20 protein-coding genes and 1 pseudogene are annotated in these 22894 nt (G+C 67.2%); 11 read left to right on the top strand and 10 right to left on the bottom strand.

All coding sequences use genetic code 11. The annotated features are described in order from the left end of the window. Positions 1-540: 540 nt before the first annotated feature. Positions 541-1905: a restriction endonuclease gene (locus POL67_RS31115; RefSeq protein ID WP_271923733.1), complete on the bottom strand. Its 1365-nt coding sequence runs from the start codon at positions 1903-1905 to the stop codon at positions 541-543. 121 nt (positions 1906-2026) lie between these two features. Then, complete coding sequence (locus tag POL67_RS31110) at positions 2027-2791, bottom strand: glutathione S-transferase family protein (protein WP_271923731.1); 765 nt, start codon at positions 2789-2791, stop codon at positions 2027-2029. Positions 2792-2818: 27 nt separating this feature from the next. Here POL67_RS31110 and POL67_RS31105 point away from each other — a divergent pair, with 27 nt between their 5' ends. Further along, positions 2819-4009 carry a ferritin-like domain-containing protein gene (locus POL67_RS31105; RefSeq protein ID WP_271923729.1) on the top strand — a complete coding sequence of 397 codons (1191 nt, stop codon included), beginning with the start codon at positions 2819-2821 and terminating at the stop codon, positions 4007-4009. Positions 4010-4040: 31 nt separating this feature from the next. Here the strand turns inward: POL67_RS31105 and POL67_RS31100 are convergent, their stop codons facing one another. Continuing rightward, entirely contained in the window at positions 4041-5642 is a 1602-nt protein-coding gene (locus tag POL67_RS31100) for a glycosyltransferase family 39 protein (protein ID WP_271923727.1), read from the bottom strand. Positions 5643-6005: 363 nt separating this feature from the next. Between POL67_RS31100 and POL67_RS31095 the strand changes: the two genes are divergently transcribed. The 3 genes from POL67_RS31095 (at position 6006) to POL67_RS31085 (ending at position 9520) form a co-directional block, all read left to right on the top strand. After that, the gene (locus POL67_RS31095; RefSeq protein ID WP_271923724.1) at positions 6006-7511 is read left to right on the top strand and encodes a sugar ABC transporter ATP-binding protein; all 1506 of its coding nucleotides are present in this window, start codon (positions 6006-6008) and stop codon (positions 7509-7511) included. Then, positions 7508-8533 (top strand): ABC transporter permease, encoded by a 1026-nt coding sequence (locus POL67_RS31090; RefSeq protein ID WP_271923722.1) that lies wholly within the window; start codon positions 7508-7510, stop codon positions 8531-8533. Before POL67_RS31095 ends, POL67_RS31090 begins: the two co-directional genes overlap by 4 nt. Positions 8534-8686: 153 nt before the next feature. Then, positions 8687-9520, top strand: coding sequence for a substrate-binding domain-containing protein (locus POL67_RS31085; RefSeq protein ID WP_271930914.1), 834 nt, complete (start codon positions 8687-8689; stop codon positions 9518-9520). Between the two features lie 589 nt (positions 9521-10109). On the opposite strand, the gene POL67_RS31080 is transcribed toward POL67_RS31085, so the two are convergent. Next, on the bottom strand, positions 10110-10841 hold the full coding sequence (locus POL67_RS31080) for a tetratricopeptide repeat protein (RefSeq protein WP_271923720.1): 732 nt from the start codon (positions 10839-10841) through the stop codon (positions 10110-10112). A gap of 51 nt (positions 10842-10892) precedes the next feature. After that, the gene (locus POL67_RS31075; protein ID WP_271923718.1) at positions 10893-11279 is read right to left on the bottom strand and encodes a hypothetical protein; all 387 of its coding nucleotides are present in this window, start codon (positions 11277-11279) and stop codon (positions 10893-10895) included. A 783-nt stretch (positions 11280-12062) separates the two neighbouring features. Here POL67_RS31075 and POL67_RS31070 point away from each other — a divergent pair. From POL67_RS31070 to tnpC, 4 genes and pseudogenes are all read left to right on the top strand, one after another. Then, on the top strand, positions 12063-12740 hold the full coding sequence (locus tag POL67_RS31070) for a transposase (RefSeq protein ID WP_271923716.1): 678 nt from the start codon (positions 12063-12065) through the stop codon (positions 12738-12740). A gap of 753 nt (positions 12741-13493) precedes the next feature. Continuing rightward, positions 13494-13955: a hypothetical protein gene (locus POL67_RS31065; protein ID WP_271923714.1), complete on the top strand. Its 462-nt coding sequence runs from the start codon at positions 13494-13496 to the stop codon at positions 13953-13955. Positions 13956-14075: 120 nt separating this feature from the next. After that, positions 14076-14234 carry a hypothetical protein gene (locus POL67_RS31060; protein ID WP_271923711.1) on the top strand — a complete coding sequence of 53 codons (159 nt, stop codon included), beginning with the start codon at positions 14076-14078 and terminating at the stop codon, positions 14232-14234. Positions 14235-14545: 311 nt separating this feature from the next. Continuing rightward, a pseudogene (gene tnpC, locus POL67_RS31055) lies at positions 14546-15148 on the top strand (IS66 family transposase); the annotation flags it as partial. Positions 15149-15151: 3 nt separating this feature from the next. On the opposite strand, the gene POL67_RS31050 reads toward tnpC, so the two are convergent. Continuing rightward, positions 15152-16153, bottom strand: a complete 1002-nt coding sequence (locus POL67_RS31050; protein WP_271923709.1) for a helix-turn-helix transcriptional regulator — start codon at positions 16151-16153, stop codon at positions 15152-15154. 100 nt (positions 16154-16253) lie between these two features. Between POL67_RS31050 and POL67_RS31045 the strand changes: the two genes are divergently transcribed. From POL67_RS31045 to POL67_RS54335, 3 genes are read left to right on the top strand one after another with little or no spacing between them, the layout of a single operon-like run. Next, positions 16254-16709, top strand: a complete 456-nt coding sequence (locus POL67_RS31045; RefSeq protein ID WP_271923707.1) for a VOC family protein — start codon at positions 16254-16256, stop codon at positions 16707-16709. A gap of 60 nt (positions 16710-16769) precedes the next feature. Then, entirely contained in the window at positions 16770-17180 is a 411-nt protein-coding gene (locus tag POL67_RS31040; RefSeq protein WP_271923705.1) for a thiamine pyrophosphate-binding protein, read from the top strand. Continuing rightward, positions 17158-17982: a transposase gene (locus tag POL67_RS54335; RefSeq protein WP_373372374.1), complete on the top strand. Its 825-nt coding sequence runs from the start codon at positions 17158-17160 to the stop codon at positions 17980-17982. Before POL67_RS31040 ends, POL67_RS54335 begins: the two co-directional genes overlap by 23 nt. Before the next feature lie 1398 nt (positions 17983-19380). On the opposite strand, the gene POL67_RS31035 is transcribed toward POL67_RS54335, so the two are convergent. The 4 genes from POL67_RS31035 to POL67_RS31020 form a co-directional block, all read right to left on the bottom strand. Next, positions 19381-19869 (bottom strand): hypothetical protein, encoded by a 489-nt coding sequence (locus tag POL67_RS31035; RefSeq protein WP_271923703.1) that lies wholly within the window; start codon positions 19867-19869, stop codon positions 19381-19383. 331 nt (positions 19870-20200) lie between these two features. Further along, on the bottom strand, positions 20201-20338 hold the full coding sequence (locus tag POL67_RS31030) for a hypothetical protein (protein ID WP_271923701.1): 138 nt from the start codon (positions 20336-20338) through the stop codon (positions 20201-20203). Between the two features lie 468 nt (positions 20339-20806). Continuing rightward, positions 20807-21970, bottom strand: coding sequence for a hypothetical protein (locus tag POL67_RS31025; RefSeq protein ID WP_271923699.1), 1164 nt, complete (start codon positions 21968-21970; stop codon positions 20807-20809). 141 nt (positions 21971-22111) lie between these two features. After that, positions 22112-22510: a hypothetical protein gene (locus tag POL67_RS31020; protein ID WP_271923697.1), complete on the bottom strand. Its 399-nt coding sequence runs from the start codon at positions 22508-22510 to the stop codon at positions 22112-22114. Positions 22511-22894 lie beyond the last annotated feature (384 nt).

Genomic DNA, 22894 nt, shown 5'->3' with positions numbered 1-22894 from the left:
TACTTGTCCCGGAGCGTTCTGCCGACGCGACGTGCGGCGTGCTCTCGGGCAGAAGGCAGAGGCATGGCGAAACGGAGGATACCCGATCAGGGAATTTCCGGAACGGGAGGTTCGCCGCGATGCGCTACGTCGATGTCGAAGAGGGGTTCTCCGCCTCACCAGGGCGTCGCGCCGGGCGTCAGGGCGTCGCGCCGGGGCGCTGCCCCGGACCCCGCGGGGGGCTGTCCGCCCCCTCGACCCCGGACCAGGCACGGCCTGGACCGAGGCTGGAAGAACTGCGCGGTGCGCAGTTCTTCCAACGGGCCCGTGGCAAGACCATGGAGGTGCGTCTCAAGCTGGCAGCGGGCACGCTGCCGGCTGAACCTGCGGCGCTGCCGTGGTGGTTGGCAAGGTCGTCACGGGTCTTGACCCTGGCTGTTCGATGAACTGCGCGGAGCGCAGTTCATCGACCCCGCGTCCAGCGCTTGCGCTGGTCCGGGTCCCGGGGCGGACAGCCCCGGGTGGGGCCTGGGGCAAAGCCCCAGCGCGGCGCCTCTCCCATCAAGCAAGCTCGAGCAGAGTATCCACGACCATCCATTTCGTGCCGCTGCCGCCGCTGCCGCTTGGTTTGCCTCGCTGGCATTTTGCGCTTGGGACCATGCGCCGTAGACAGGAGACGATGCTTTGGGCGATGGGCTCGACGACGGCGCCGATCATTTCCTGGGGTAGTTCGACCCGGATCAAATGAGCGCCGCTGCCGCGGTTCTGGTGGGCGACCTTGGTCCCGGCGATTTGCCGTTCGAGCTCGGGGAGACGTTGCAGCTCGTCGTAGATGCGATCGGTGACGGCCGTGTGCTCCCGTGGTTCGGGGGTGGGTGTGCTTGCGCGCAGGAGGTCGATGAGCGCCTCGCGGACGGTCATTCGGGCTTTGCCGAGGTACTTCATCACGAGCTCGATGAGCTCGCCTCTTCCGATCACGCGAATGTCGATGCCGAGACGGCCTTCGAGGGCGGCGCACTTTTCCTCGAATGCGCTGCTCGTCACCTCGGCGGTCGTCACGATCACGCCTGCGTCGATCTTGTGCAGCTCCTTGGCTTGCTCGATCTGGCCGAGCGTCCGCTCGTCGTCGAGCAGCCCGTCGTTTTGCTTGATCTGGACGGCGACTTTGTATTCGAGCCCCAGCGGATCGCGCGTGTAGACGATGAGATCTGTCCCCCTCTCGCCGGCTCCGCCCCAATGCTCGACGCGCCCGCCCTCGTAGATGCACATGAACAGGTGATGTACGAGGTGCGCGAGCTCGTTGCCCTTGTATTTCGTCAGGATGTGCTTCCACGCCGCGTCGCGTACGGCTGTGAAGAACCCTTCGGCTTTTTGCGTCTCCGGGTCGGGCGTCCACGTATCCTTGCCGGACTCGATCGCGTGGACGAGCGCTTCCACGGTGGAGCCGAGTGCGTCGATCGACCACATCCTCGATGGGTTCCGCATCGTGGCGCGCAGCTCTGCGTCGACGTGGGTGTTCTCCGCCTCCACGCTGCCGACCTTCCCGCCGGGCGTGCGGATGGGATCTACGGCGATGATATGGCCGTAATCGGGCCCCTCCCGCCCGGGTGCGACGATGGGCGCGTACTCGTATCCGCCTTTCACGCGCGCCAGGGCCCATCGACCCTGATCGAGCAGGTTCGGGAGGATCAGCACGTTGCCTGGCTTCAGACCGTCGGGCTCGGTGTCGAGCAGGCGCCGGTTTCGCCAGACGCTTGCTTCCTCCTCGGTGAGCTTTTTTCCGGCGCGCACCTGGTCGCGCAGGAGCCGCAGATCGTGCTCGCGTCGCCACCCGAAGCCCTGGCGCAGGCGGCCCTGCTCGAGCTCCCGGGTGAGGAACGTGCGCTGGGTGCGATCGGTGCGAAGGACGAGGTAGCGGCGGGGCATGGGGGGACCGTGGCTCCGTCAACGGGAAGGGGATCCCTGCGAGCGTCTGCACTTTGACGTTACCATGCGCGCCGGTACGGGGGGTACGGCTTGTCACGCGGGACGGGTCAGGCGTCGACCTTCAAGCGCGCGCGGGGGCTCGGTGGTCCCGAAACATGCGCGCCACGAACTTCCCCGCGGGCAGCTCTTGCCAGGCGCGCATGTGCGAGCCGGGCTCCTGCGGCAGCGTCTCGATCGGGCAGAGCGGCGCGCCGTACTCCGGAGGGGCCAGGACCACCGCTGCGAGGCTCGCGAACGTGATGTCCGCCATCGTGAGCGTGTCGCCCACCAGGAAGGGTCGACCGTCTTCGAGCTTCTTGCCGACCTCGGCGAACATCGCCTCGATCTTGCGGAGCGAACGCGCGGCGCCGTCGGGTGTGATGCGCATGGCCTTGCGCATCGCGGGGCGGACGACGGGGAAGAAAACCGGGAGCAGGCGTTTCTCCAGCGCCGGCGCGTTTTGCTTGGCCGAGAGGCCGAGCACGAGGCCCTTGTCCGGCAGCATGTGGAAGTACATCCATCGCCGGGTGTGCGGCCCGAAATGCTCGTCGAAGTGATCCTCGAGCGCCTCGATCTCCCGGCGCTCGGCGTCGTTCGTCCCGTAGAGCTGCGCGGCGGGCGCTTTTTGAGCGGCCCACTTCGCGATGTCCGTCGAGTCGTTGATCGCGCCCTCGTCCGTGATGAGCGCGGGCACGCTGCGATGCCCGCCCGCGCGGCGCACGGCGAGCATGTGGAACGCGGGCAGGTGCCCGGACTCGCGGTAGGGGATGCCCGCGTGATCAAGCGTCCACCGGGCCTTCTCGCAGTAGTGGCTGAACGTGATCGTGACGAGCAGAGGACGTTGCATGGGCGCCTCGTCATGTATCATGCGGCGATGGACAGCTCGCTTATCTTTCGGAGAACACTCGCGTACCGCGTCGCGGCCGCGCTCGGAATCACGCTCGCCGCGCCTGTCGCGTTCGTCGGCTGCGGCGCGAAGGTCGTCGTCGACAGTGAGTCCACGGGCGCAGGCGGCGCAGGTGGCACGAGCAGCACCAACTCGACGACGGACGCGACGTCGAGCTCCACGGGTATCCCCGCGTGCGAGGGCACTGGAACGCTCACGTCGTTCCTCGCGTGCTTCCCTTCGACAGGCTTGACCTGCCCCTCGACGAACGAGGCCCACGGCGCCATCGCGGAAACCCTCGACATCTGCTCCTGCCTGCACTCGGTCGACGCTGGCCCGAAGCCCGATCCGAGCGGCAATGGCTTCTGCTGTTACGACACCACGATCGAGGTCGCATGCGCCGTCGGCCGGCCGCTCCGCGCCGAGGATGGCCCCGTGGTCGCGCCCGTCGAGGCTGCGCGGCGGGGTTGGTCCGACGAGCCGCTCGCGCCGAACGTCGAGGGCCTCTCCGCCGAGGCGCGCGAGGTGCTCGCGGAGCGCTGGATCCGCGACGGGCTCTTCGAGCACGCCTCGGTCGCCGCATTCTCGCGCCTCGCCCTCGCGCTGCTCGCGCACGGGGCCGACGCGTCGCTCGTGCGAGCCGCACATGAAGCCGCGCTCGACGAGGTGCGGCATGCGCGGCTCTCGCTCTCGCTCGCGGCGGCGTATCGCGGCGCGCCCGTCGCGCCCCGGGGTTTGCCCGAGGCGCTCTCGCTCCCGCTCGACGAGGGCCTCGTGGAGCTCGCGGTCTCCACCGTGATCGAGGGCGCCGTGGGCGAGACGCTCGCGGCGGTGCTCGCGGCCGAGCAGGCCGAGCGCGCGTCGGATCCAGCCGTGCGCCGCGTGCTCGCGGGCATCGCGGAGGACGAGGCGCGCCACGCAGAGCTCGCGTTCCGCGTCGTCTCCTTCGCGATTGCGGCAGGCGGGGCGCCCGTGCGCGACGCCGTCGCGCGAGCGTTCCGCGACGCCGCGGGCCGCCTGCCGTCGCCGCCCGCGGAGCCCCAGCTCGCGCCTGACGTGGCTGCGGCGCATGGCCACGTGCCCTGCGCGGACGCCCGCGCTGCCTTCGTCCGGGCGATGGACGACGTCGTGATGCCGCTCGGCCGCGCGCTCGTGGAAGCGGCGGTTCGAGAGGGTTGAGAGGCGAAGCGCGGGGCTTGGCCCCGCACCCCTACGGCTCCTGCTGCGCCTTTCGCGCCGGGGGCGGACCAAAGGGATAGGCCACTTGGCGGGGCCATAACGGCCCCTCCTTCGGGGCGAAGCCGAGTCGACCCTGGAGCAACCCCTCCATGCGCGCTGGGGTCATCATCGCTGCGCCGCCAGGGTCGTGGATCCAGAGGGAACGCTCCGAGAGCTCCGGCAGCCAGCGCTCCGGCGCATCCAGCAGCACCTTCGCCGGGGCCGCAAAGACGAGCGTGTCGTCAGGCAATTGCAACATCGCAGGGAAAAAAAGCCCACGCGAGCCCGAATCGAAGACGACCCGATCCACGCTCGCGACGTTGCGCCGGGCCTCGGCGATCCTATGGGCCTGCCGGATGCGCTGCCCGTCGAGCCAGAGGGCATTGCCCAGGAGAATCAGCCCCACGAGATACAAAAACCGCCGTATCGACGACGGCTGGAACGCGTGAAGGGCGCGAACGAGCAAGCAGGCGATCATGGGATGCGCCCAGGCGAGGTATTTCCCTTGCATCACCCAGGCCGGCGTTCGAAAGCCGAGGAAGGCGATCGTGGCGACTCCGAGCGAGACGGACAGCAGCAGAAAGACATGCTGCACCGGCGGTTCGAGGCGGGAGAACGCCGCGCGAAACGTCTCGTTTCGCCGCCGCAGCGAACGCCGCAGCCCGACCAAGCCCGCCGATGCGGCCGCCACCCAAAGGACCTGCTGGGCCAAACCCATGACGAAGAACGTGCTCGGCGCGGCGAACACGCTGGTGATTCGCACGAACAGCGCGTTCCAATCGAAGGGAAGGAGCTGGCGTTGCTGCTGTTGGAAGGACGCGAGCACGAGCTCGTGCATCGGCAGCATCAGCGCGGCGCCTGCCGCGAGCGCGCCGAGCGCCACGGCGAGGCGTCTCGGGTCCCGCCTCGCTTGCTTCAGGACGAGCAGGACGCCTGCCGCGCCGACGAGGATCGCGAACTGGTACTGCGTGAGCAACCCGAGCCACGTCACGAAGCAGAGCCACAAGGCCGAGCGAGGACGTAGCCGCGCGCCGTCCTCGAGAAAATCGAGCACGCTCCTGACGAACAAAATGCTGACCAAAGCGAAAAGACTGTATTGCCGCGCCTCGAGAGCGGCCAGAAGAGGGCCTGGGCTCACGCTCCACAACAGCGCCGCGAGCCCGGCCTTCCTTTCGTCGCCGAGGACGCGGCGGGCCAATGCGTACAGTGCGAAGATGGAAAGGATGTCGAACCCGAGGTTGACGAGCGGCCCCACCCACAGATGAAACCCGGCCCCGAGCAATCCAAGGTGCAGAAGCCAGAAATAGAGCGGCGGATGAATGTCATAACGACCGAGATCCTCGGCGATCGTGCGGAACACGAGCGGCTCGTCCGGCGTGAGCATTTGCTTCCACGTGGCCGCCGGCACCCAGGATCCCGCGGGCGGGAGCCCCTGAGGAACGGTGCGCGCGTAGTCCCCCTGGTGACCGGCTGCCTCGACGTAGCTACAAGCATCGTCGAATTCCATGTGCTGCCGCGTGAAGGCCGCCGGGAGATGTAAAGCCGCGTGCACGAGCAGCGCAGCCAAGAGCAGGCGCTTGGGCGTAGAAAGCATTTCAGACCCCCACGTTCACAAGCCATTCGATTTCTACGCGCACTTCCCTTACACGTCCGCACGGAGCACGTCAATCCCCCCACTGCGCCTCGCGGCCTCGCTCGCGTTTCTCCGTCGGCCGGATGCACGCAGACGTCGCAATGCACGTGCAGCATTGGCAAGGGTCTCCCCTCAGGTCGTACGACCTTGCGTCGCGGACCCGATCCTCCCCCCGTCTCGCTTCCTCGGTCGGCATACCGCCCTGGGCATTGCAGCGTCCTCGCCGCGCCGTGCCCTTCGCCCCTTCCGTACCGCTCCACCTCGCACTACCCTTCCCACGTCCGTATGGCTGAGCCCGATCGAGCTTCCGCCCCCGTCGTCCGCATGGAGCACATCTCCAAGCGATTTGGCCGGGCCACCGTCCTCGACGGGGTCTCGCTCGACCTCCACGCAGGCGAAGTCCACGCGCTCCTCGGGGAGAATGGCGCGGGCAAGAGCACGCTGCTCAAGATCCTCGCCGGTGTGTACACGGACCACGGAGGCTCGATTTCCCTCGACGGCCGGCCCGCTCGTCCCCGCTCCCCGGCGCACGCGGGCGCGCTCGGGATCGCCGTCATTCATCAGGAGCTCTCGCTCCTGCCGGCGCTCTCGATCGCGGAAAACCTCTTCGTCGAGCGACCGCTCGGTCGGTTTGGCTTCATCGACCGCCGGCAAGAGCGCGCCCGCGCCGCGCGGATTCTTGCCGAGGTCGGCCTCGATCTCGACCCCGACATGCTCGTCGAGCGCCTCTCGCTCCCCGAGCGGCAGCTCGTTGAAGTCGCGCGGGCCCTCGGCCGTGGCGCGCGGGTGCTCATCATGGACGAGCCGACGAGCTCGCTCGCGGGGCCTGCGATCGATCGGCTCTTCGAGCTCATCGCCGGCCTCCGCGCGCGCGGCGTCGCCCTCGTGTATGTCTCGCATCGCATGGAAGAGATCGAGCGGATTGCCGATCGACTCACGGTCCTGCGCGACGGCCGTGTCGTTGGCTCCGCGCGGGTGGGCGAGGTCCCGCTCGATCAGGTCGTCGCTTGGATGCTCGGACCGCGGCATGCGCCGGCCGAGGGGTTGCCGGTTTCACCGTCGACGCGTGAAGAGCGGCTCGCGGTCGAGGCGTTTTCCGTGGATTCGACCGACGGCGAAAGGCCCCTCGTCGATCGGGCCTCGTTCGTGGTGTTCGCGGGCGAGATCGTCGGGCTCTTTGGGCTCTCGGGCGCGGGCGCGAGTGAGCTCTTGCTCGGGCTCTCGGGGGCGCTCGGCGCGCGCGCGCGGGCGAAAGTGGTGCGGCTCTCGTCCGTGCCCGTGCGGATGGGATCCCCGCGCGAGGCGAGGGCGCTCGGCGTCGCGTTCGTCCCCGCGGACCGGAAAACCATGGGCCTCGTGCCTGGCATGACGGCCGAGCACAATGGGACCCTCGTCAAGCTCCCTGCGCTCTCGCCGCTCGGATGGCTGCGCCCGGCGCGCGAGCGCCGCGCGGCCCTCGCGATGGCGGCGGACGTGGGCCTCCGGCCCGAGGCCCTCGCCATGGACGCGGCCACGCTCTCGGGCGGCAACCAGCAAAAGGTCGTGCTCGGGAAATGGCTGCTCGAAGCGCCCCGCGTCCTGCTTTGCGACGAACCCACGCGCGGCGTCGACATCGGCGCGAAGGCCGAGATTCACGCAAAGCTCCGCGCGCTCGCCGCCGCGGGCGCGGCCGTCCTCGTGGCGGGCTCGGACGCGCGCGAGATTGCCGCGCTCGCGGACCGCGTCCTCGTGCTCCGACGAGGCCGGATCGCGGCCGACGTGGCGCGGGCCGAAGCGACCCCGGCCGCGCTGCTCGCCCTCGCCATGGGCCACGACGAGGCGCGCGCATGAGCGAAACCCCCCAAAGCCTCGAAACGCCCGCCCCGCGTTCGCCCGGAAAACCCGGTGCGTGGCACCACGCCTCCCTCGCGCGTGCCCTGTTCTCGCTCGCGCTCGTCCTCGCCCTCGGCGTCCTCTTCCCCGCGGAAGGCGCCTTCTTCCGCCTCGGCACGCACCAGGGCGCGCTCCGGCAGGCCTCGGTCGTCGGCATCCTCGCTTGTGGCCTGCTCCCCGTGATCCTCGCGGGCGGGATCGATCTCTCCGTCGGCAGCGTGCTCGGCCTCTCGGCCGTCGTCGCCGCGAAACTCAGCATTCACGCGGGCGAGCCGGCGTGGCTCTCCGTGCTCCTCGTGCTCGGGATGGGCGCCGCGTGCGGGGCGGCTTCGGGCTCCGTCGTCGCGTTTGCCCGGGTGCAGCCCTTCGTCGCGACGCTTGCGATGATGGTCTTCGCCCGTGGCCTCGCGAAGACGACGAGCGGAGGCACGAAGGTCGCGACGGCCGTCCCCGGACCGGACGGCGTCCTCCGGTACGTCGAGGTCCCGCCGCTCTTTCGCGCGCTCGACGCCCAGGTCCTCGGCGGCCACGTCGCCGCCGTCACGCTGGTCTTCCTCGCCATCGCCGCGATCGTGGGCGTCGTGTGCGCCCGCCATCGGCTCGGCCGGTACCTTTATGCCGTCGGGGGGAACGAGGAGGCCGCGCGATTGTCCGGGGTCCCCGTGCGCGCCACGAAGATCCTCGCCTACGTGATCTCCGGCGTCTGCGCGGCCGCCGCGGGCATTTGCCAGGCCGCGCAGGAGCAGCAGGGCGACCCCGAGGCCGGCGTCACCTACGAGCTCACGGCGATTGCAATGGTCGTCATCGGCGGCACGAGCCTCAAAGGCGGCCGCGGGGGCATGGGACTCACGCTGCTCGGCGTGCTGACCATCGGGTACCTCGACAAGATCCTCAGCATCAATGCCGTGCCGGAGGCGAGCCGACTGATGCTCACGGGCGCCATCGTGATTGTCGCGGCGGTGGCGCAGAAAAACACTTGAGGGGCGCGCGGAGGGCCGCCCGGAGGTCACAAGGATATGTCGCTCGATGGGCCTTTCTTCACACGTCGCTCGTTTCTCTTCACGTCCCTCGTCCTCGCCTCGGGCTGCGAGCGGGAACCAAAGGGACCCAAAAAGGCCCGGTTCGTGATCGGGATGTCGCAATGCAACCTCGGCGAGCCCTGGCGTGTGCAGATGAACGCCGACATCGCCGCCGCGGCCAAGGAGCACCCCGAGATCGAGGTGATCTTCAAGGACGCGCAGAACGACACGCTCAAGCAGCGGGCGCACGTGGAAGAGCTCGCCTCCGCGAAGGTCGACGTGCTCTTCGTGAGCCCCAAGGAGGCCCAGCCGCTCACCGAGCCGATCGGGAAAGCGTTTGACGCGGGCATCCCCGTCCTCGTGCTCGATCGGGCCGTGCTCGGGGAGCGGTACACGACGTTCATTGGTGCGGACAACAAGAAGATCGGGCGCGCGGCTGGCGAATGGATCAAAAAGGTCCTTGGCGGCAAGGGGAAGGTCGTCGAGCTGAAGGGGCTCATGACCTCGACGCCGGGGCAGGACCGGAGCGCGGGCTTTCGCGAGGCGATTGCCGGGTCCGAGATCGAGATTGCGTTCGAGGCCGACATGAAATGGCTCGAACCGGAGGCGCGCAAGGAAATGGATTCGGCGCTCGCGCGGCTGCCGAAGATCGACCTCGTCTACGCGCACAACGATCCGGGCGCGCACGGCGCCTACCTCGCGGCGCGGGCGGCGGGCCGCGAGAAGGAGATGAAGTTCGTGGGGATCGACGCGTTGCCCCACGAGGGCGTGAGCTACGTGGAGCAGGGGATCCTGGATGCGACGTTCCAGTATCCGACGGGCGGGCGCGAGGCGGTCGAGACGGCGTTGCGGATTTTGAAGGGGGAGCCGGTGCCGAAGACGATCACGCTTGGATCACGCCGGTTCACGAAGGAGGACGTGAAGAAGGGCGGCGAGATCATCGAGTGATGCTGCGGGGGGCGGGGAGGGGGCGCGAGGAAGGCATGCTCGCTGGGCTCGTCGGCAAGGGCCGGGGGCTCCGTCGACAGGCTCGCTGCGGTTGCTGGCAACGGTCGGGGGGGTTGTTGGCATGGTCGCCGTGGTTGCTGGCAACGGTCGGGGTCTTTGTCGAGATGCTCGCCGTGCTTGTCGGCAACGGGTGGGGTCCTTGTCGGCATGGTCGCCATGGTTGCCGGCAACGGTCGGGGGCTTGGTCGAGATGCTCGCCGCGGTTGCTGGCAACGATCGGGGGCTTCGTCGAGATGCTCGCCGTGGTTGCTGGCAACGGCTGGGGTCTTTGTCGACATGGTCGTCCGCGGTTGCTGGCAACGGTCGGGGGCTTGGTCGAGATGCTCGCCGTGGTTGCTGGCAACGGCTGGGGTCTTTGTCGACATGGTCGCCCGCGGTTGCCGGCAACGGTCGGGGGCTTCGTCGACGGGCTCGCTGCGGTTGCCGGCAAGGGCCGGATGCTCCGTCGACACAGCCCTTCCGACGTGCCGCCTCACTCGACCGTCGCGCCGTATTGCTCGGCGGGCGCGCCTCTCGGAGATGGATGCATTCAGGGGGCGCTGGTTTTGCCCTCGTCCTTTTCCCATTCATCGAGGGACGCCGGTCGTAAGTCCCTGGTGGTTTTCGCCAGTCCGATGATGGAATCGGCGAGCATATCGGCTACCGGCAACTCCACGCGAAAACGTCTCGCCACGGCTTCGGCGAGGTGCCGCCATTCTGGGGCGACGATCTGGTCAAGCTCCTCGGACAGCTCTGCCAACTGACGCAGGAGACCCCGCGCCAAAGGTAGATATCTGGGGTCACGATGACCGAGCGCTTCCTCCAATACGCCCAAAGCCTCGCGCGGCCGCCCGAGCGCATCCAGCGCCTGCGCGAGGTAGGAGGCCTGCAACCATCGCGCATCCACGGTTTCGAATCCAAGCGCCGCCCAGGCTCGACAAGCCTGTTCCGCCTCGGTGAACCGCTCTGCGTCGACCAAAATCGCACAGCGATGCATGGCGATGCTCCGCGCGAGCCATTGGTCATCGTCGAGATGACGGTTGGCTTCGAAGATCTCATTCAGACAAGCGAGCGCATCATCATATCGCCCCTGTGACGCCAAGGTTACGATTTCCATGAGGCGATCTTCGAGCGCGTCCCGAGCCGTCAGCCTCTTCAGGCAGACGGAACAAACCACCTCATCAATACCCGCGTGAACGTATGGCGCGGTCGCCTCTTTTTCGCGACAGTAGAAACAGAGCTGTGGAGGTGAATGCGTCATGAGTCGCTTTCCATGGACCATGGTCGTCATGAATCTCACGGTCGAGGACACTTGTCTTCGGGCCAGTATCCTTCATTTTTGCAATGTCGAAAGCATGCCCCACAATCTTACCCCCGCCGCGACCGTTGCCGTGACCGTCACGCCGACGGCGATCGCGAATGCCTCGATGATGACCTCGGTGAAGACGATCGTGACGACCACGACGGTCACGACCTCCCCGATCGGCCCCCGATCCGGCATCACCTGCTTGTTCGCCGACGCGGACGTTCGAAAGAGGCCCCTCGCGAGGACATCCTCGGGGAGCGTCATGCCTCGCAGGGCGACCCGCATGCAACCCCCGACGTCCGGATTGGGCTGGCCCGTCGTCTCCACCTCCACGACACGACCTTCCTGGTCGACCTTCACCGAGGCGTCGAGCGTGTAGTATCCGGGCTCGATGGTGCCGCGGAGCTCATCCACACACGCCCTGAGGCGCTCTGCGGTGGCTTCAGGGACGCGCGGCCGGCCATCGGGCACCGAAGGGCGGTAGATCTTGGCCGACGAGCAGCCAAGCGGTATGAGCGAGAGCGTCAGGCAACCGAGAAGGCCCAGGGCGGGGAGAACGATGGCAACTGCGTGTTCTGCGGCAAGGCAGCTCAAGAGGCCGATCATGCAATCCCGCGGTCCCGGGGCGGGGATACGACCACGGGACCGAAGGGGAAGCTCCAGCCTGCTTGGCGCTCAACGCATGCTTCAGAAGGTGGGCATCACCTGGCCCGGCTCGCCCGAACTCCCCGAGGAGCCGAAGCCAAGAGGTATCAACCCCTTTACGGGAAAGCCCATTGTACAGGCGAATCGTCCCACCAAATGAAGGCGCAAGCGTCCGCGGCTCAACAAACCTCGACGCACGGGAGCGGTTGCGGTAGCGGGCTTGGCAACGGGAATCTGTTTGTGTACCGTTCTTGAGGAACGGCGGGGGCAGGTCGAGCGTCAGGTGGGCGGTGGACCTTGCCAGGTGTGGCGACCGCCATGGCGGAGGGTGGCGGCCGCCAGGGAAGATCGGGGAAGTGCTCGGTAATCGGCGTCCCTTTCGTTTGGCATGGCGCGCGCGATGGGGACGCGCGTGGGGCCTTCCGGTTCGCTTTCTGCACTGCATGGCGACGGCGACCGCTACGAGCGGCATCGACCTGAGGAGACGGTTCTCTACCGAGTCGTGCGTTCGTATTGGGACTCGTTTCGGGAGCGCGTGCGTTTCCCGGAGCCGTGACAGTCATCCAGCGATTCGACTCGGCGCTGCGGCTGAACGTGCATGCGCATACGCTCGTGCTGGATGGTGTGTACGTGCGGCGCGCGGGTATGGATGGAGAATGCTTGTCGTTTCTGCGGCTGTCAGCGCCGACGGAGGGTGAGGTCCAGAATGTCGCCGAGCGGACCGCAAAGCGGGTGGCGGCGATATTGAAGAACCGGGGCCGCTCGATCGAAGGCCTATCTGGCGGTGAAGTGGGAGACGATATCGAGCCTGCGCTTATGGCTTGTTATGACGTGGCGGCGCGAGCGCCTGCGCTGCGCGTGGTGGAGCCGAGCCGAATACGTGAGGATGAGCGTGTAGCTGTCGTGATGGGTTTCAACGTCCACGCGGGAGCGGCGATCGATGGTCGGGATCGGAAACGCGTGGAGCGGGTGTGCCGGTACCTGGTGAGGTGCCGCCGCCGCGTTTTCATAGGGTGCGGTTTCACGGCGTGCTCGCGCCGAATGCGGCATTGCGAAGAGAAGTCGTTTCGTCGGCACGGTCATCGGCAGCGCCGAACGTCGCGCCACCCCGAGCGCCTTTGCAGTTGCCTCTATTCGGTGAGCATTTCGATGTGGACGAAGCCACCGGAGGAAAAGCGCGACGCAAGCCGTGGGCGTGGCTTTTGCGACATGTGTTCGCCATCGATGTGACAGCGTGTCCGAAGTGTGCGAGCACGATGCGGTGGCGAAACGTTGCGCTTACACCGGATGCGATTCGCGAAGGGTTGGCCCGCGCGGGGCTCTCGGCGCGTGGACCGCCGATGCGTAAGCGTGTGCCCCTGTGGCAACTCTCGCTGCCATTCCCGAAAGCGCACCGGCGAGAGCAGCCCTGAGGCGGCGCCTTCGGTGGACGTCTCGCGCTCGCTGTCTGCCGGCGCCGATGCGTACGTGTACCCGCAGTGCCAGAGAATTCGATGACGAGCTCGACTTTCCGCGCGAGGCCCACGCGTGGTGGCGTCATGCCGTAGTCGGGGATACGGCCGCGGCGGGGGCGGCGGGGCGACGGTTCCTGCTCGAGGGTGAAATTGGCTGGTTATTTGCCCTAAGCGCCTACCAGTTTTCCTCAACTTTCCCCGGCACGACCTCTCACCCCTATTCCTCTTACAGAACGTGGTGGAACCAGTAGAACCAGCAGTGACACGGCCGGTTCCGCAGGCCTCGCAAGCGGGATTGTTTACAAAGCTCGTCCACCAGAACCGTGCCAACGGCGGCTCCGCGGCGGGATTGTTTACAAAGCTCATCAGGGCGCCTCGGGATTGTTTACAAAGCTCATCGGCCGGCCGCGTGACGGCCCCCCGGAGGGCAGCCTGAGCCCCCTGGCTGACCCCTGAGAGCGCTCTCAGGTCACCGGGTGATGCCACGGCACGCTTGCCTTGGCGTAAACTACCTTCTAGTTTGCGACCCATGGGATTCTGGGACTGGGTCACCGGCAAATCATCTCGTCCGGGCTGGGTGTCGCGCATGCGCGAGGGTACCGTCGTCGTGGATTTTCGGCAGTTGCCTGCCGACACCATCGTTGCGGGAGCGGCATCGACGGCGAAGGCCGAGCTCGAGCGGGTTGGTCCGCCGTCCCAGATGGTCGTGTGGGTGATCCCCGTGAAGGTATTCGTCGAGCCGGCGCAAGGGTCACGCTTCATCACCGATCTCGCCAACGTGGGTGCCGTTCTGACCGACGCTGGCCAACCGGCAGCACAGGTCGCCGTGCTCGAGGGCACGGGCGGCGGGTTCGACGCGCTCGTGCACTTGCTCAAGTCGCTCGGCTTCGCCGTGTACAGTATTGCCGAGGGAGCCCCGCTGCCTGTCGTCGAGACACGGACGCCGAGCGGCAGGGTCGTGCGAGGTATGACCGGAAAGCCCGTCGCCTGACCGGAGCGACGCTGAGAGCCAACCGTTTCAAGGCCACAGAAGGTCCCTCGGATCGCCCGCTGATGAGCTCCGCCGAGGATTTCACGCAACAGCGACCCGGTCTGCGTCGATGTTCCGAGCATGGCTCCCAAGCTTGCTCTCGTCGCGGTCTTCCTCGCCCCAACCCTCACCCCGATCACCATCCCAAGCCCCGCGCTCTTCGGTCTCCTTTTCCGCCAGGAGGTCATCGCAGCGGGAGCGCGTCTCGTGTGGTGGCCCCTCGCCCAGGGGAAGGCCTAGCGTCAGCCAGGAGGGCTCAGGCGGCCCTGATGAGCTTTGTAAACAATCCCGGGGCGCCTGAGCCCCCGTGGCTGACCCCCTGAACCGGGACGGGTCAGGCTCGCTTGCTGGTCAGGAGGGCGAACCCTTCGTGGACCAGCTCCTCCAGGGAGCAGACCTCTAGCCACGAGGCCCCGCCTGATGAGCTTTGCGCCCGGCCTACCCGCCAGAGCGCCGGACGACAGCGCAGCGGCCTGCGTCGCAGCGGGCTCCATGGGCCGCGAGATCGACTTCCACAGGTGGGGGACCGATGCAGCTGAGGCAGAACAACCGACGGGTTCAGTGGCTACACCGCCTGCTTCGACAAAGGCGTGACGTCGGCGCAGTGCATGGCGCATGCCCGCAGGAAGTTCAACGACCTGTGGACCAACCATCGCAGCGAGGTCGGCCGCCAAGCGCTACGGTACCACCAGTGCCTGTTCAGAATCGAGCGCGAGATCGAAGAGCTGCCCAGCGATGAGCGACGAGGGATACGCCAGCGCAAGTCACGGCGGGTGTTGGCCGTCTTTCACCGCTGGCTGCTCGCGCAGCGCCAACTGGTACCGACCGGCTCGGCCACGATGAAGGCCATCGACTACAGCCTCAAGCGCTGGGGGCAACTCACCCGCTTCGTCGAGGACGGCGACGTGCCGATCTCGAACAACTGGGTGGAGAACCACATCCGGCCGATTGCCATCGGGCGATCGAACTGGTTGTTCGCCGGCAGCCTGCGCGCGGGCAAGCGCGCCGCGGCGATCATGAGCCTGCTGCACTCGGCGCGCATCAACGGGCACGAGCCCTATGCGTACCTCAAAGACGTGCTGGAGCGGCTGCCGACGCACCCGGCCAGCCGCATCGAAGAGTTGCTGCCGCATCGCTGGTCGCCCGTGCCCTGAGGCTCACGTGCGGACGGCCGTTCCGATCGGCCCTGTCTTGCCGGTCTGCGCGTAGCGCTCCGCGAGCGCCGCGAAGGCTGCCGCTAGCTCGGGCGGGCCGATGACCTCCATCGCCACCTCGAACCTTCCGAAGAAGGCGGCCAGTGAGCCCCAGGACCACGAGCCCGATTCGAGCGTGCAGGTATGCAAATCGACAGCGGTGACCTTTCCGTCGCCGGCGAAGGGAAGGACCGCGCGCGCTGGCAAGTGAAGGCGGACGGTGCCGCGGCATGCCCAGTCGTTGACATTCGATCCTTTGAACCGGGCGGAGACGAATTCCTTGACATCGCCGCCTGGCACCATGCGCGGAATGAACCGGGCACCGAGGGGGACGCTTGGGTGGACGCGGTCGACGCTGAAGAGGCGCCAGTCCTCACGGCCCAGGTCCCAGGCGACGAGGTACCACCGGCCGTGCGAGATAACCAGGTGGTGAGGTTCCACGCGCCGCGGTGGGCGCGGCTCGCTGTCATCGGCACCGTCACGGGGGGCGTAGTCGAAGTGAAGGGTCTGACGGTCGCGGATGGTCTGTGCAAGGGTCACGAGCACGTCGAGCGACGCAGTCACGGGGGCGGCATCACCGGGACGGCCGATGGCCGTGAGCTCTAGGGCGTCGAGGCGGTGCCGTAGCGGCGATGGCATCACCTGGCGGATCGTGCCGAGCGCGCGGATGGCAGCCTCTTCGATTCCCGCGCCGAGGGTCGTGGCCGCACGCAGTGCGATGGCCACCGCCACGGCCTGGTCGTCGTCGAAGAGGAGCGGCGGCAACGCATGGCCGGCGTCGAGGCGGTATCCGCCCTCAGGGCCCATGGTGGCCTGGATGTTGTAGCCCATGTCGCGGAGACGGTCGATGTCTCTGCGAACCGTGCGGTCGCTGATGTTGAGGCGGGATGCCAGCAGCGAACCTGGCCAGTCGCGGCGGGTCTGCAGCAGCGACAACAGGTAGAGCAGTCGTTCTGTCGTCGTCATGTTTTTTACTTTAGCGCATGTTTAGGACAGAAGTGGACCTACACGGATGGGAGACTGGCGTCATCGCGCCGATCAGGCCGACTTCATCCAAGGAGCAGAAATGTCCATCCAGACGACCACCCACCTCAACTTTCGTGGCGACGCGCGCCATGCGCTGGAGTTCTACCAGTCCGTCTTCGGCGGCCACCTGGTCATCAAGACCTACGCAGACTTCGGCATGCCGGCCCACGTGCCCGGCGCCGACAAGGTCGTGTTCGGTCTCATCGCCGCCGAGAACGGTTTCCGTGTGATGGGCTACGACATCCCCGGTCAGACCGAGGGTGGCATCGCCTCCGGCGGTTCGACCCGTCGCGAGAACGGCGTCACGATCACCGACCAGGCGCTCTTTGTCTCGATCAGCGCCGACAGCCTCGAAGAGATACAGCGCCACTGGAACGCGCTGGTCGTCGACGCCACGGTCGTGGAGCCGCTCGCCGCGTCGGCGTGGAGCGCAGGCTTCGGCATGCTCACGGATCGCTTCGGCGTGACCTGGACCGCCAGCGTCACCGCTTCCTGACTATCCGCCGTCGCGGTGCGGGCACATTGGGCCCGCGCCGCGACGAGGCCTTCTCCAGACATGACCCGGTCCAAGTCGTCAAGACGGGTTCGCCGGACGCTTACGTTGCACCTGGCACCCGGGCTAGCAAACGGGCTCGCCAACCTTCACAATGCCAAGCGTGCGCAGGTGCCGATGGTCAACATCGTGGGGGAGCACCGGCAAGGCCACAAGGCAACGGATTCGCCGTTAACCGGGGATATCGAGAGCTTGGCCCACACCATGTCTCACTGGGTACGAACGACCACGTCTGCAGACAACATCGCGGGAGACACGGCGGAGGCAATCAAGCAAGCTAACACGCTGCCGGGCCGCATCGCCACGTTAATCCTTCCTGCGGATACGGCCTGGACCGAAGCGAAGCCCTCAAGCTCATTTGAATTTAGTGCACCAACGCCGCGCGAAGCGTATGTTTGGCCTTTCGAGCGTTGAAGATGCGTTTCCCGGAGCCGTGACAGTCATCCAGCGATTCGACTTGGCGCTGCGGCTGAACGTGCATGCGCATACGCTCGTGCTGGATGGTGTGTACGTGCGGCGCGCGGGTATGGATGGAGAATGCTTGTCGTTTCTGCGGCTGTCAGCGCCGACGGAGGGTGAGGTCCAGAATGTCGCCGAGCGGACCGCAAAGCGGGTGGCGGCGATATTGAAGAACCGGGGCCGCTCGATCGAAGGCCTATCTGGCGGTGAAGTGGGAGACGATATCGAGCCTGCGCTTATGGCTTGTTATGACGTGGCGGCGCGAGCGCCTGCGCTGCGCGTGGTGGAGCCGAGCCGAATACGTGAGGATGAGCGTGTAGCTGTCGTGATGGGTTTCAACGTCCACGCGGGAGCGGCGATCGATGGTCGGGATCGGAAACGCGTGGAGCGGGTGTGCCGGTACCTGGTGAGGTGCCGCCGCCGCGTTTTCATAGGGTGCGGTTTCACGGCGTGCTCGCGCCGAATGCGGCATTGCGAAGAGAAGTCGTTTCGTCGGCACGGTCATCGGCAGCGCCGAACGTCGCGCCACCCCGAGCGCCTTTGCAGTTGCTATTCGGTGAGTGGACGACGCCACCGGAGGAAAAGCGCGACGCAAGCCGTGGGCGTGGCTTTTGCGACATGTGTTCGCCATCGATGTGACAGCGTGTCCGAAGTGTGCGAGCACGATGCGGTGGCGAAACGTTGCGCTTACACCGGATGCGATTCGCGAAGGGTTGGCCCGCGCGGGGCTCTCGGCGCGTGGACCGCCGATGCGTAAGCGTGTGCCCCTGTGGCAACTCTCGCTGCCATTCCCGAAAGCGCACCGGCGAGAGCAGCCCTGAGGCGGCGCCTTCGGTGGACGTCTCGCGCTCGCTGTCTGCCGGCGCCGATGCGTACGTGTACCCGCAGTGCCAGAGAATTCGATGACGAGCTCGACTTTCCGCGCGAGGCCCACGCGTGGTGGCGTCATGCCGTAGTCGGGGATACGGCCGCGGCGGGGGCGGCGGGGCGACGGTTCCTGCTCGAGGGTGAAATTGGCTGGTTATTTGCCCTAAGCGCCCGCGTATTCCGCGCGATGCGGCCGTTACCGAATTCGCAGACCATCGTCGTGCCAGCGACCGCAGCGTGCGAGAGTCGCGTCCCGCCGATGGCGCACCGGGCGGTCGGCCACCCGCGGCAGCTTCCTGGCCGCGCGTGAGGCCCTGCATGGCCCACCACGAGCGCCGCTCCTGCTGTTCACCGGTTGACCGCGCCGGCCTCCCGCGCCGCGCTCGGCCTCCCTTGTCGTTTGCCCGACGAGGAGTTCGTCTCGGCGTGCCCCTTGTCATTTGCCCGACGAGGAGTCCGAAGTGGCTCGCTTCGCGCGCAACTCCGGGCGAGCCCAGAAGGCGCTCACCGAGCTGCGCCGGCGATTTCCCGACGCGCCGGAGGCCGGCAAGGCCGGGGTACATGCTCGGCCGCATCGCCTTCGATCTCGCGGCCGACTACGATCGTGCCGCGCACTGGTTCTCGACCTACCTCGACGAGCATGCTGGGCCGCCGAGTGATGCGGCGGTTCGAACCGGGAGTGCACGAACCGCCGCCGGTGACGACGATCATGTCGAGCGCGGCTTCGGTCGCACCTCGAGGGCCCAACATGCACGACTGCGCCGATCCGCGTCGTCACCCGTGACGGAGCCTGCACTCCTCCTTCACGGCCGGAGACCCGGCCCGAAAGGAAGCGAGCCATGACGACCCCGAACGATTCCCTGGAACACGCCGCCGGTGTCGGGATCTCGACGAAGTCCACGGTGCATACTCCGACGCGCCGGCGCTCGCCAGCCTCGACTTCCACCACGTCAGCGTCCGCTGGTTGATGCCGGCCCTCGCGGGTAAGCCGTGCACCACAGCCCGCTCGACTTCCACACATCCACGTGGGCCCGCCAGCGCTCCTGAGTCGTCATAGGCCCCACTTTCTGCGCCAGAGCTCCACCTGCTCGCGGAGCGTCCTTGCGCTCGTCCAAGTTCTCGTCGTCGTCCATCCTCGAACCTCCGAGGCGCTTGGTAGCTCCTCGGGGCCGAGCCCGTCACGACGCGGTTCGCCGCACGGTTACGGTCGAAGCGAATCCACGGCGGGGAGTGGCCGTCTGGGAACACAAGCTCAAAGTCGTAGCGGTGGGGCCCACCGGCTTCGTCGTCAATTCGGGCGCTTCCATCGGTCGATGCCGATTCCCCCGCCCGAGTCGAACTTCGTGTAGCCCGCGGCCTTGCACGCGGCGTCGCGCTGCTCGCGGGTGTCGCCGAACGTCCAGGTGCCCTTCGCCGTCTTCTCGCAGGTGCTCTTGCTCTCGTCCGGAACACACTCGTCCGCGGCGCCGACGACGCAGCTACCCTGGCGCAATTTCGACAACGAGTACGCCTCCCCGGGCTTGTCGCTCTCCTGCTTGCCTTTCCCCTCGTAGCCGCGCGTACGGCAGAGGATCTCTCCGCTCTTCTCGTCGTCGACGTTCAGGAACTCGCCGCTCTTGCTCGCACACTCCGACTTCGAGAAGTTCACGTGGCAAACATCGATGTTGTCGGAAGAGGGCTCGGTGTAGGTGCAGACGCCCTTGGACTGGCAGCCGATGGATGCGATGGCGACCAGCAAGAGGGCAGGATGGAGAAGGATTGACGGATACGAGCTCATCGAGCCGGGAGGATACCGGCACTCGTGGAAATTTCAAAGTTCCCAGCGCTGACCCCCACCTCCTGCGCGCAGATCCCAGGGGCCGACCCAGTGGGCCGGACTCAGGCTCTCGCGGCGCTCCTACCCAGGCAGCCCGGGACTCTCCCCCTACCCCCCTGATTGACGTCACCTCAAGAGGTGGCGACGGCCTTCGGGGGCTCCCCGTTGGGAGCGGCGGTGTCTTTTGCGACGGGTGCGCTCGAGCCCGCGTCGTACATGGAAGCCAGTCGATTGAGCTCGGGCATCAGGATTGACTTGTCAGACCGGCGCGCCAGGCGGAAAGCCCTGTGGATCATGTCCACCAGCACGAGCACCGCCCGTCCGAGCGGGCCGCGCCAGCTTTGAGCTCCTCGAGCGCAGCCTTGTCATCATTGGTCCCGTTCTTCAACGTGTCGTCAATGAAGCGGGCGACGGCCTTCATGCCCGTCATCAATGCGTCACTTACATACGTAGTCGGGCTTTAGCAGGAGTCGGTACATTCCTTTGTCGCTGTGGTCGCATCGAAAGGACGAGAGCCGGCTTTTTCTTTCTTTGCATTGGGCCGGCGCCGATTACGGGGACAGCGCCTGGACTTCGCCGCTCTCGCCGTTTTGCCCGCGGCTGCTGCTCAGGCGGGAATCACTGCCAACACCGCCATCACCGAACGACCCGAAATTGAGTGTGCCGCCGACGTGACTCGGCGCCTGGCCGCCCACGTAGGCAATGGCCAGCGACGAGCCGCCGAGCCCGCCGCCAGCGTGACCGCCGTCGCCCCCGTAACCGCCGCCGCCGCCGACACAGCCGGGGTGCGTCCACCAGCGAACGGTACCCCTGGCTCGTGTGGGTCCAGAGGAGTCGTGAGCGCGCGGGAGCTTCCCACTGTGCTCGTCGATCTTGCCGTATCGCTCGGCCCAGCCGCTCACTTCGGGCAGGGCGGATCCGCCGGACACGAGTCGTTCGGCGGCTTGGGGAAGGTCTGTAGGCAGCGCGCGACATCGACGAAGGTGTTGGTCGCGGTGAAGTCGAGCGGATCGCCGGTCCAGCCGCGCACCACACTGTCGCGGGCGCTGTGCTCGATGCGGCTGTCCGTGAGGAACACCGAAGCCGGCTGCTGGCCATAGAACACCACCGCGCCGTGGTTGGAGAACGTGTCCTCCGACAGCGCGCAGTCGTAGCTGGAGATCCCCGAGTCGCCGCCGGCGTAGGCGATGGTGGTGTGCTCGATGCGGTTGTCGGCGGCGGGTGCGCCCTTGAAGGTGATGCCCACCCCGTCGCCCGGCGCCGGTGTGTCGGCCGCCGAGGTGAGCACGATGGGTCTCTCCGCGGTGCCGAGCGCGCGCAAGCTGCCGGTGGCGGCTTCGTCGGTGTCGTAGGCCTGCACCAGCAGCCGCGAGCCCTGCTGGAGGCGCAGCTGCACGCCCGGCTCGATGGTCAAGCTGCCGGGTGTGCGATCGTCGCCGCTGCTGCCGACCACCAGCATGCCGGCGACCAGATGATAGGGCACGCCGCGATCGTGCAGGGTGGCCTCACCGACGATCGCCGAGTTGCCGAAGCCCCCCTCCTCGATAGCGATCTCATCGGCCTGGTTGTCGGTGTAATGACCACTGGGCACGCTGCTTGCTGCACGTTGCCACAGGCGCAGCGGCGCCGAGCCACTGCCGGTGACGGTGAGCTCGCGCGAATCGTCGCTGAACGTGGCGTTTTGGCTCAGCAGCACGCCGAGCGAGGCCGAGCCTTCGATGGTCACGTGCTGCACGCTCGCCAGCGGCATCCGTCCCTGGGCCGAGTGCGGATCGCCGACCAGGACCAGGGTGCCGGTGCCGTCGATGCGCGAGTTGCCGAGCGCGCCGCCACCACGCAGCGAGGCGTGGGCCAGGCGTACACGGCCCGTTTCGGTGACGCGGAGGCTGTCCCAGGCGGCGGCACCGGCCCGCTCGAAGACGATGGGTTTGTCGGCGGCGCCCTCGGCAATCAGCTCCCCTTCGATCTGCATGCCGACGCGATCGGCGAAGCGCACCACCGCGCAGGGCTCGATGGTCAGTCGCTCGACTTTCCGCGCGAGGCCCACGCGTGGTGGCGTCATGCCGTAGTCGGGGATACGGCCGCGGCGGGGGGCGGCGGGGCGACGGTTCCTGCTCGAGGGTGAAATTGGCTGGTTATTTGCCCTAAGCGCTGACGCGGAGACCATCGAGATACGGCTGATCTCGATGAGAGATCGGTCCGTTCAGGGGCTCGGATACGACCAGCGCAGTGCTTCGGCGCTCGTGAAGCCGTAGCAGCAGTCGCTCGCCTCCTCGGGTATGAGCTCTGGCTTCAATCGACCTCCGTCGACGACGCCCGCGTAGAAGTAGTAAATGGTCCCGAGGAGCAGGAGCGCCTCCTGGCGGGTCGGATCTCGGAGCTCGACCTGCTGCAGATCGGCGGACGCAAGATCTGGAGCGCCGGTTACCGTGAAGGTGTTTTTCCAGGAACCCGACGGGAAGCCAGGGGGACCGTAGGCTTTTCCGACCGCGAACGCTTCCTCGATCACGCAACGATCCGCGGCGCTGCCGAGCACGAGCGTGAGCGTCATTTCGTGTCCGTAGCTGTCGGGCGCTCCACAATCGAGGGAGTGGAGATCCACCGGCAGATCGAGCTCGAGTCGGTGAGCGCTTCGTCGATGAGAGGCACCGTGCTCCTCGTAGACGCGAAACAACGGGAGCTCGTCGCAGGCGCTGGGCGAGCTCGAGGCGGCCTCTCGTGGAGGCGGCGGGCCGCCGTGAGAGCAGCAGGTCATGAGAGCGCCGAGCGCGAGAAGAGACGAACGGCTGCGCATGGTTTCGAAGACGCTCGCTGAGCGGACCCTATTCCGCTCGGCCGAGCTCGTGAGAGCAGACGTAGCAGCTCTTCCGAGAAGCCTGCACGGGATAGCCGCAGCGAGGACAGTTGCGCGAGGCGTCGAGGCGCCCGTCGAGGCCCCGCGCACTACGAATCCGCCTGAAAACCGCCTACGCCCGCCTGCACCTGG

Source organism: Polyangium mundeleinium (genome assembly GCF_028369105.1).
GTDB lineage: Bacteria > Myxococcota_A > Polyangia > Polyangiales > Polyangiaceae > Polyangium > Polyangium mundeleinium.
Note: the sequence above shows the minus strand (reverse complement) of the source record. Positions and strands in the feature narration are given on the sequence as shown.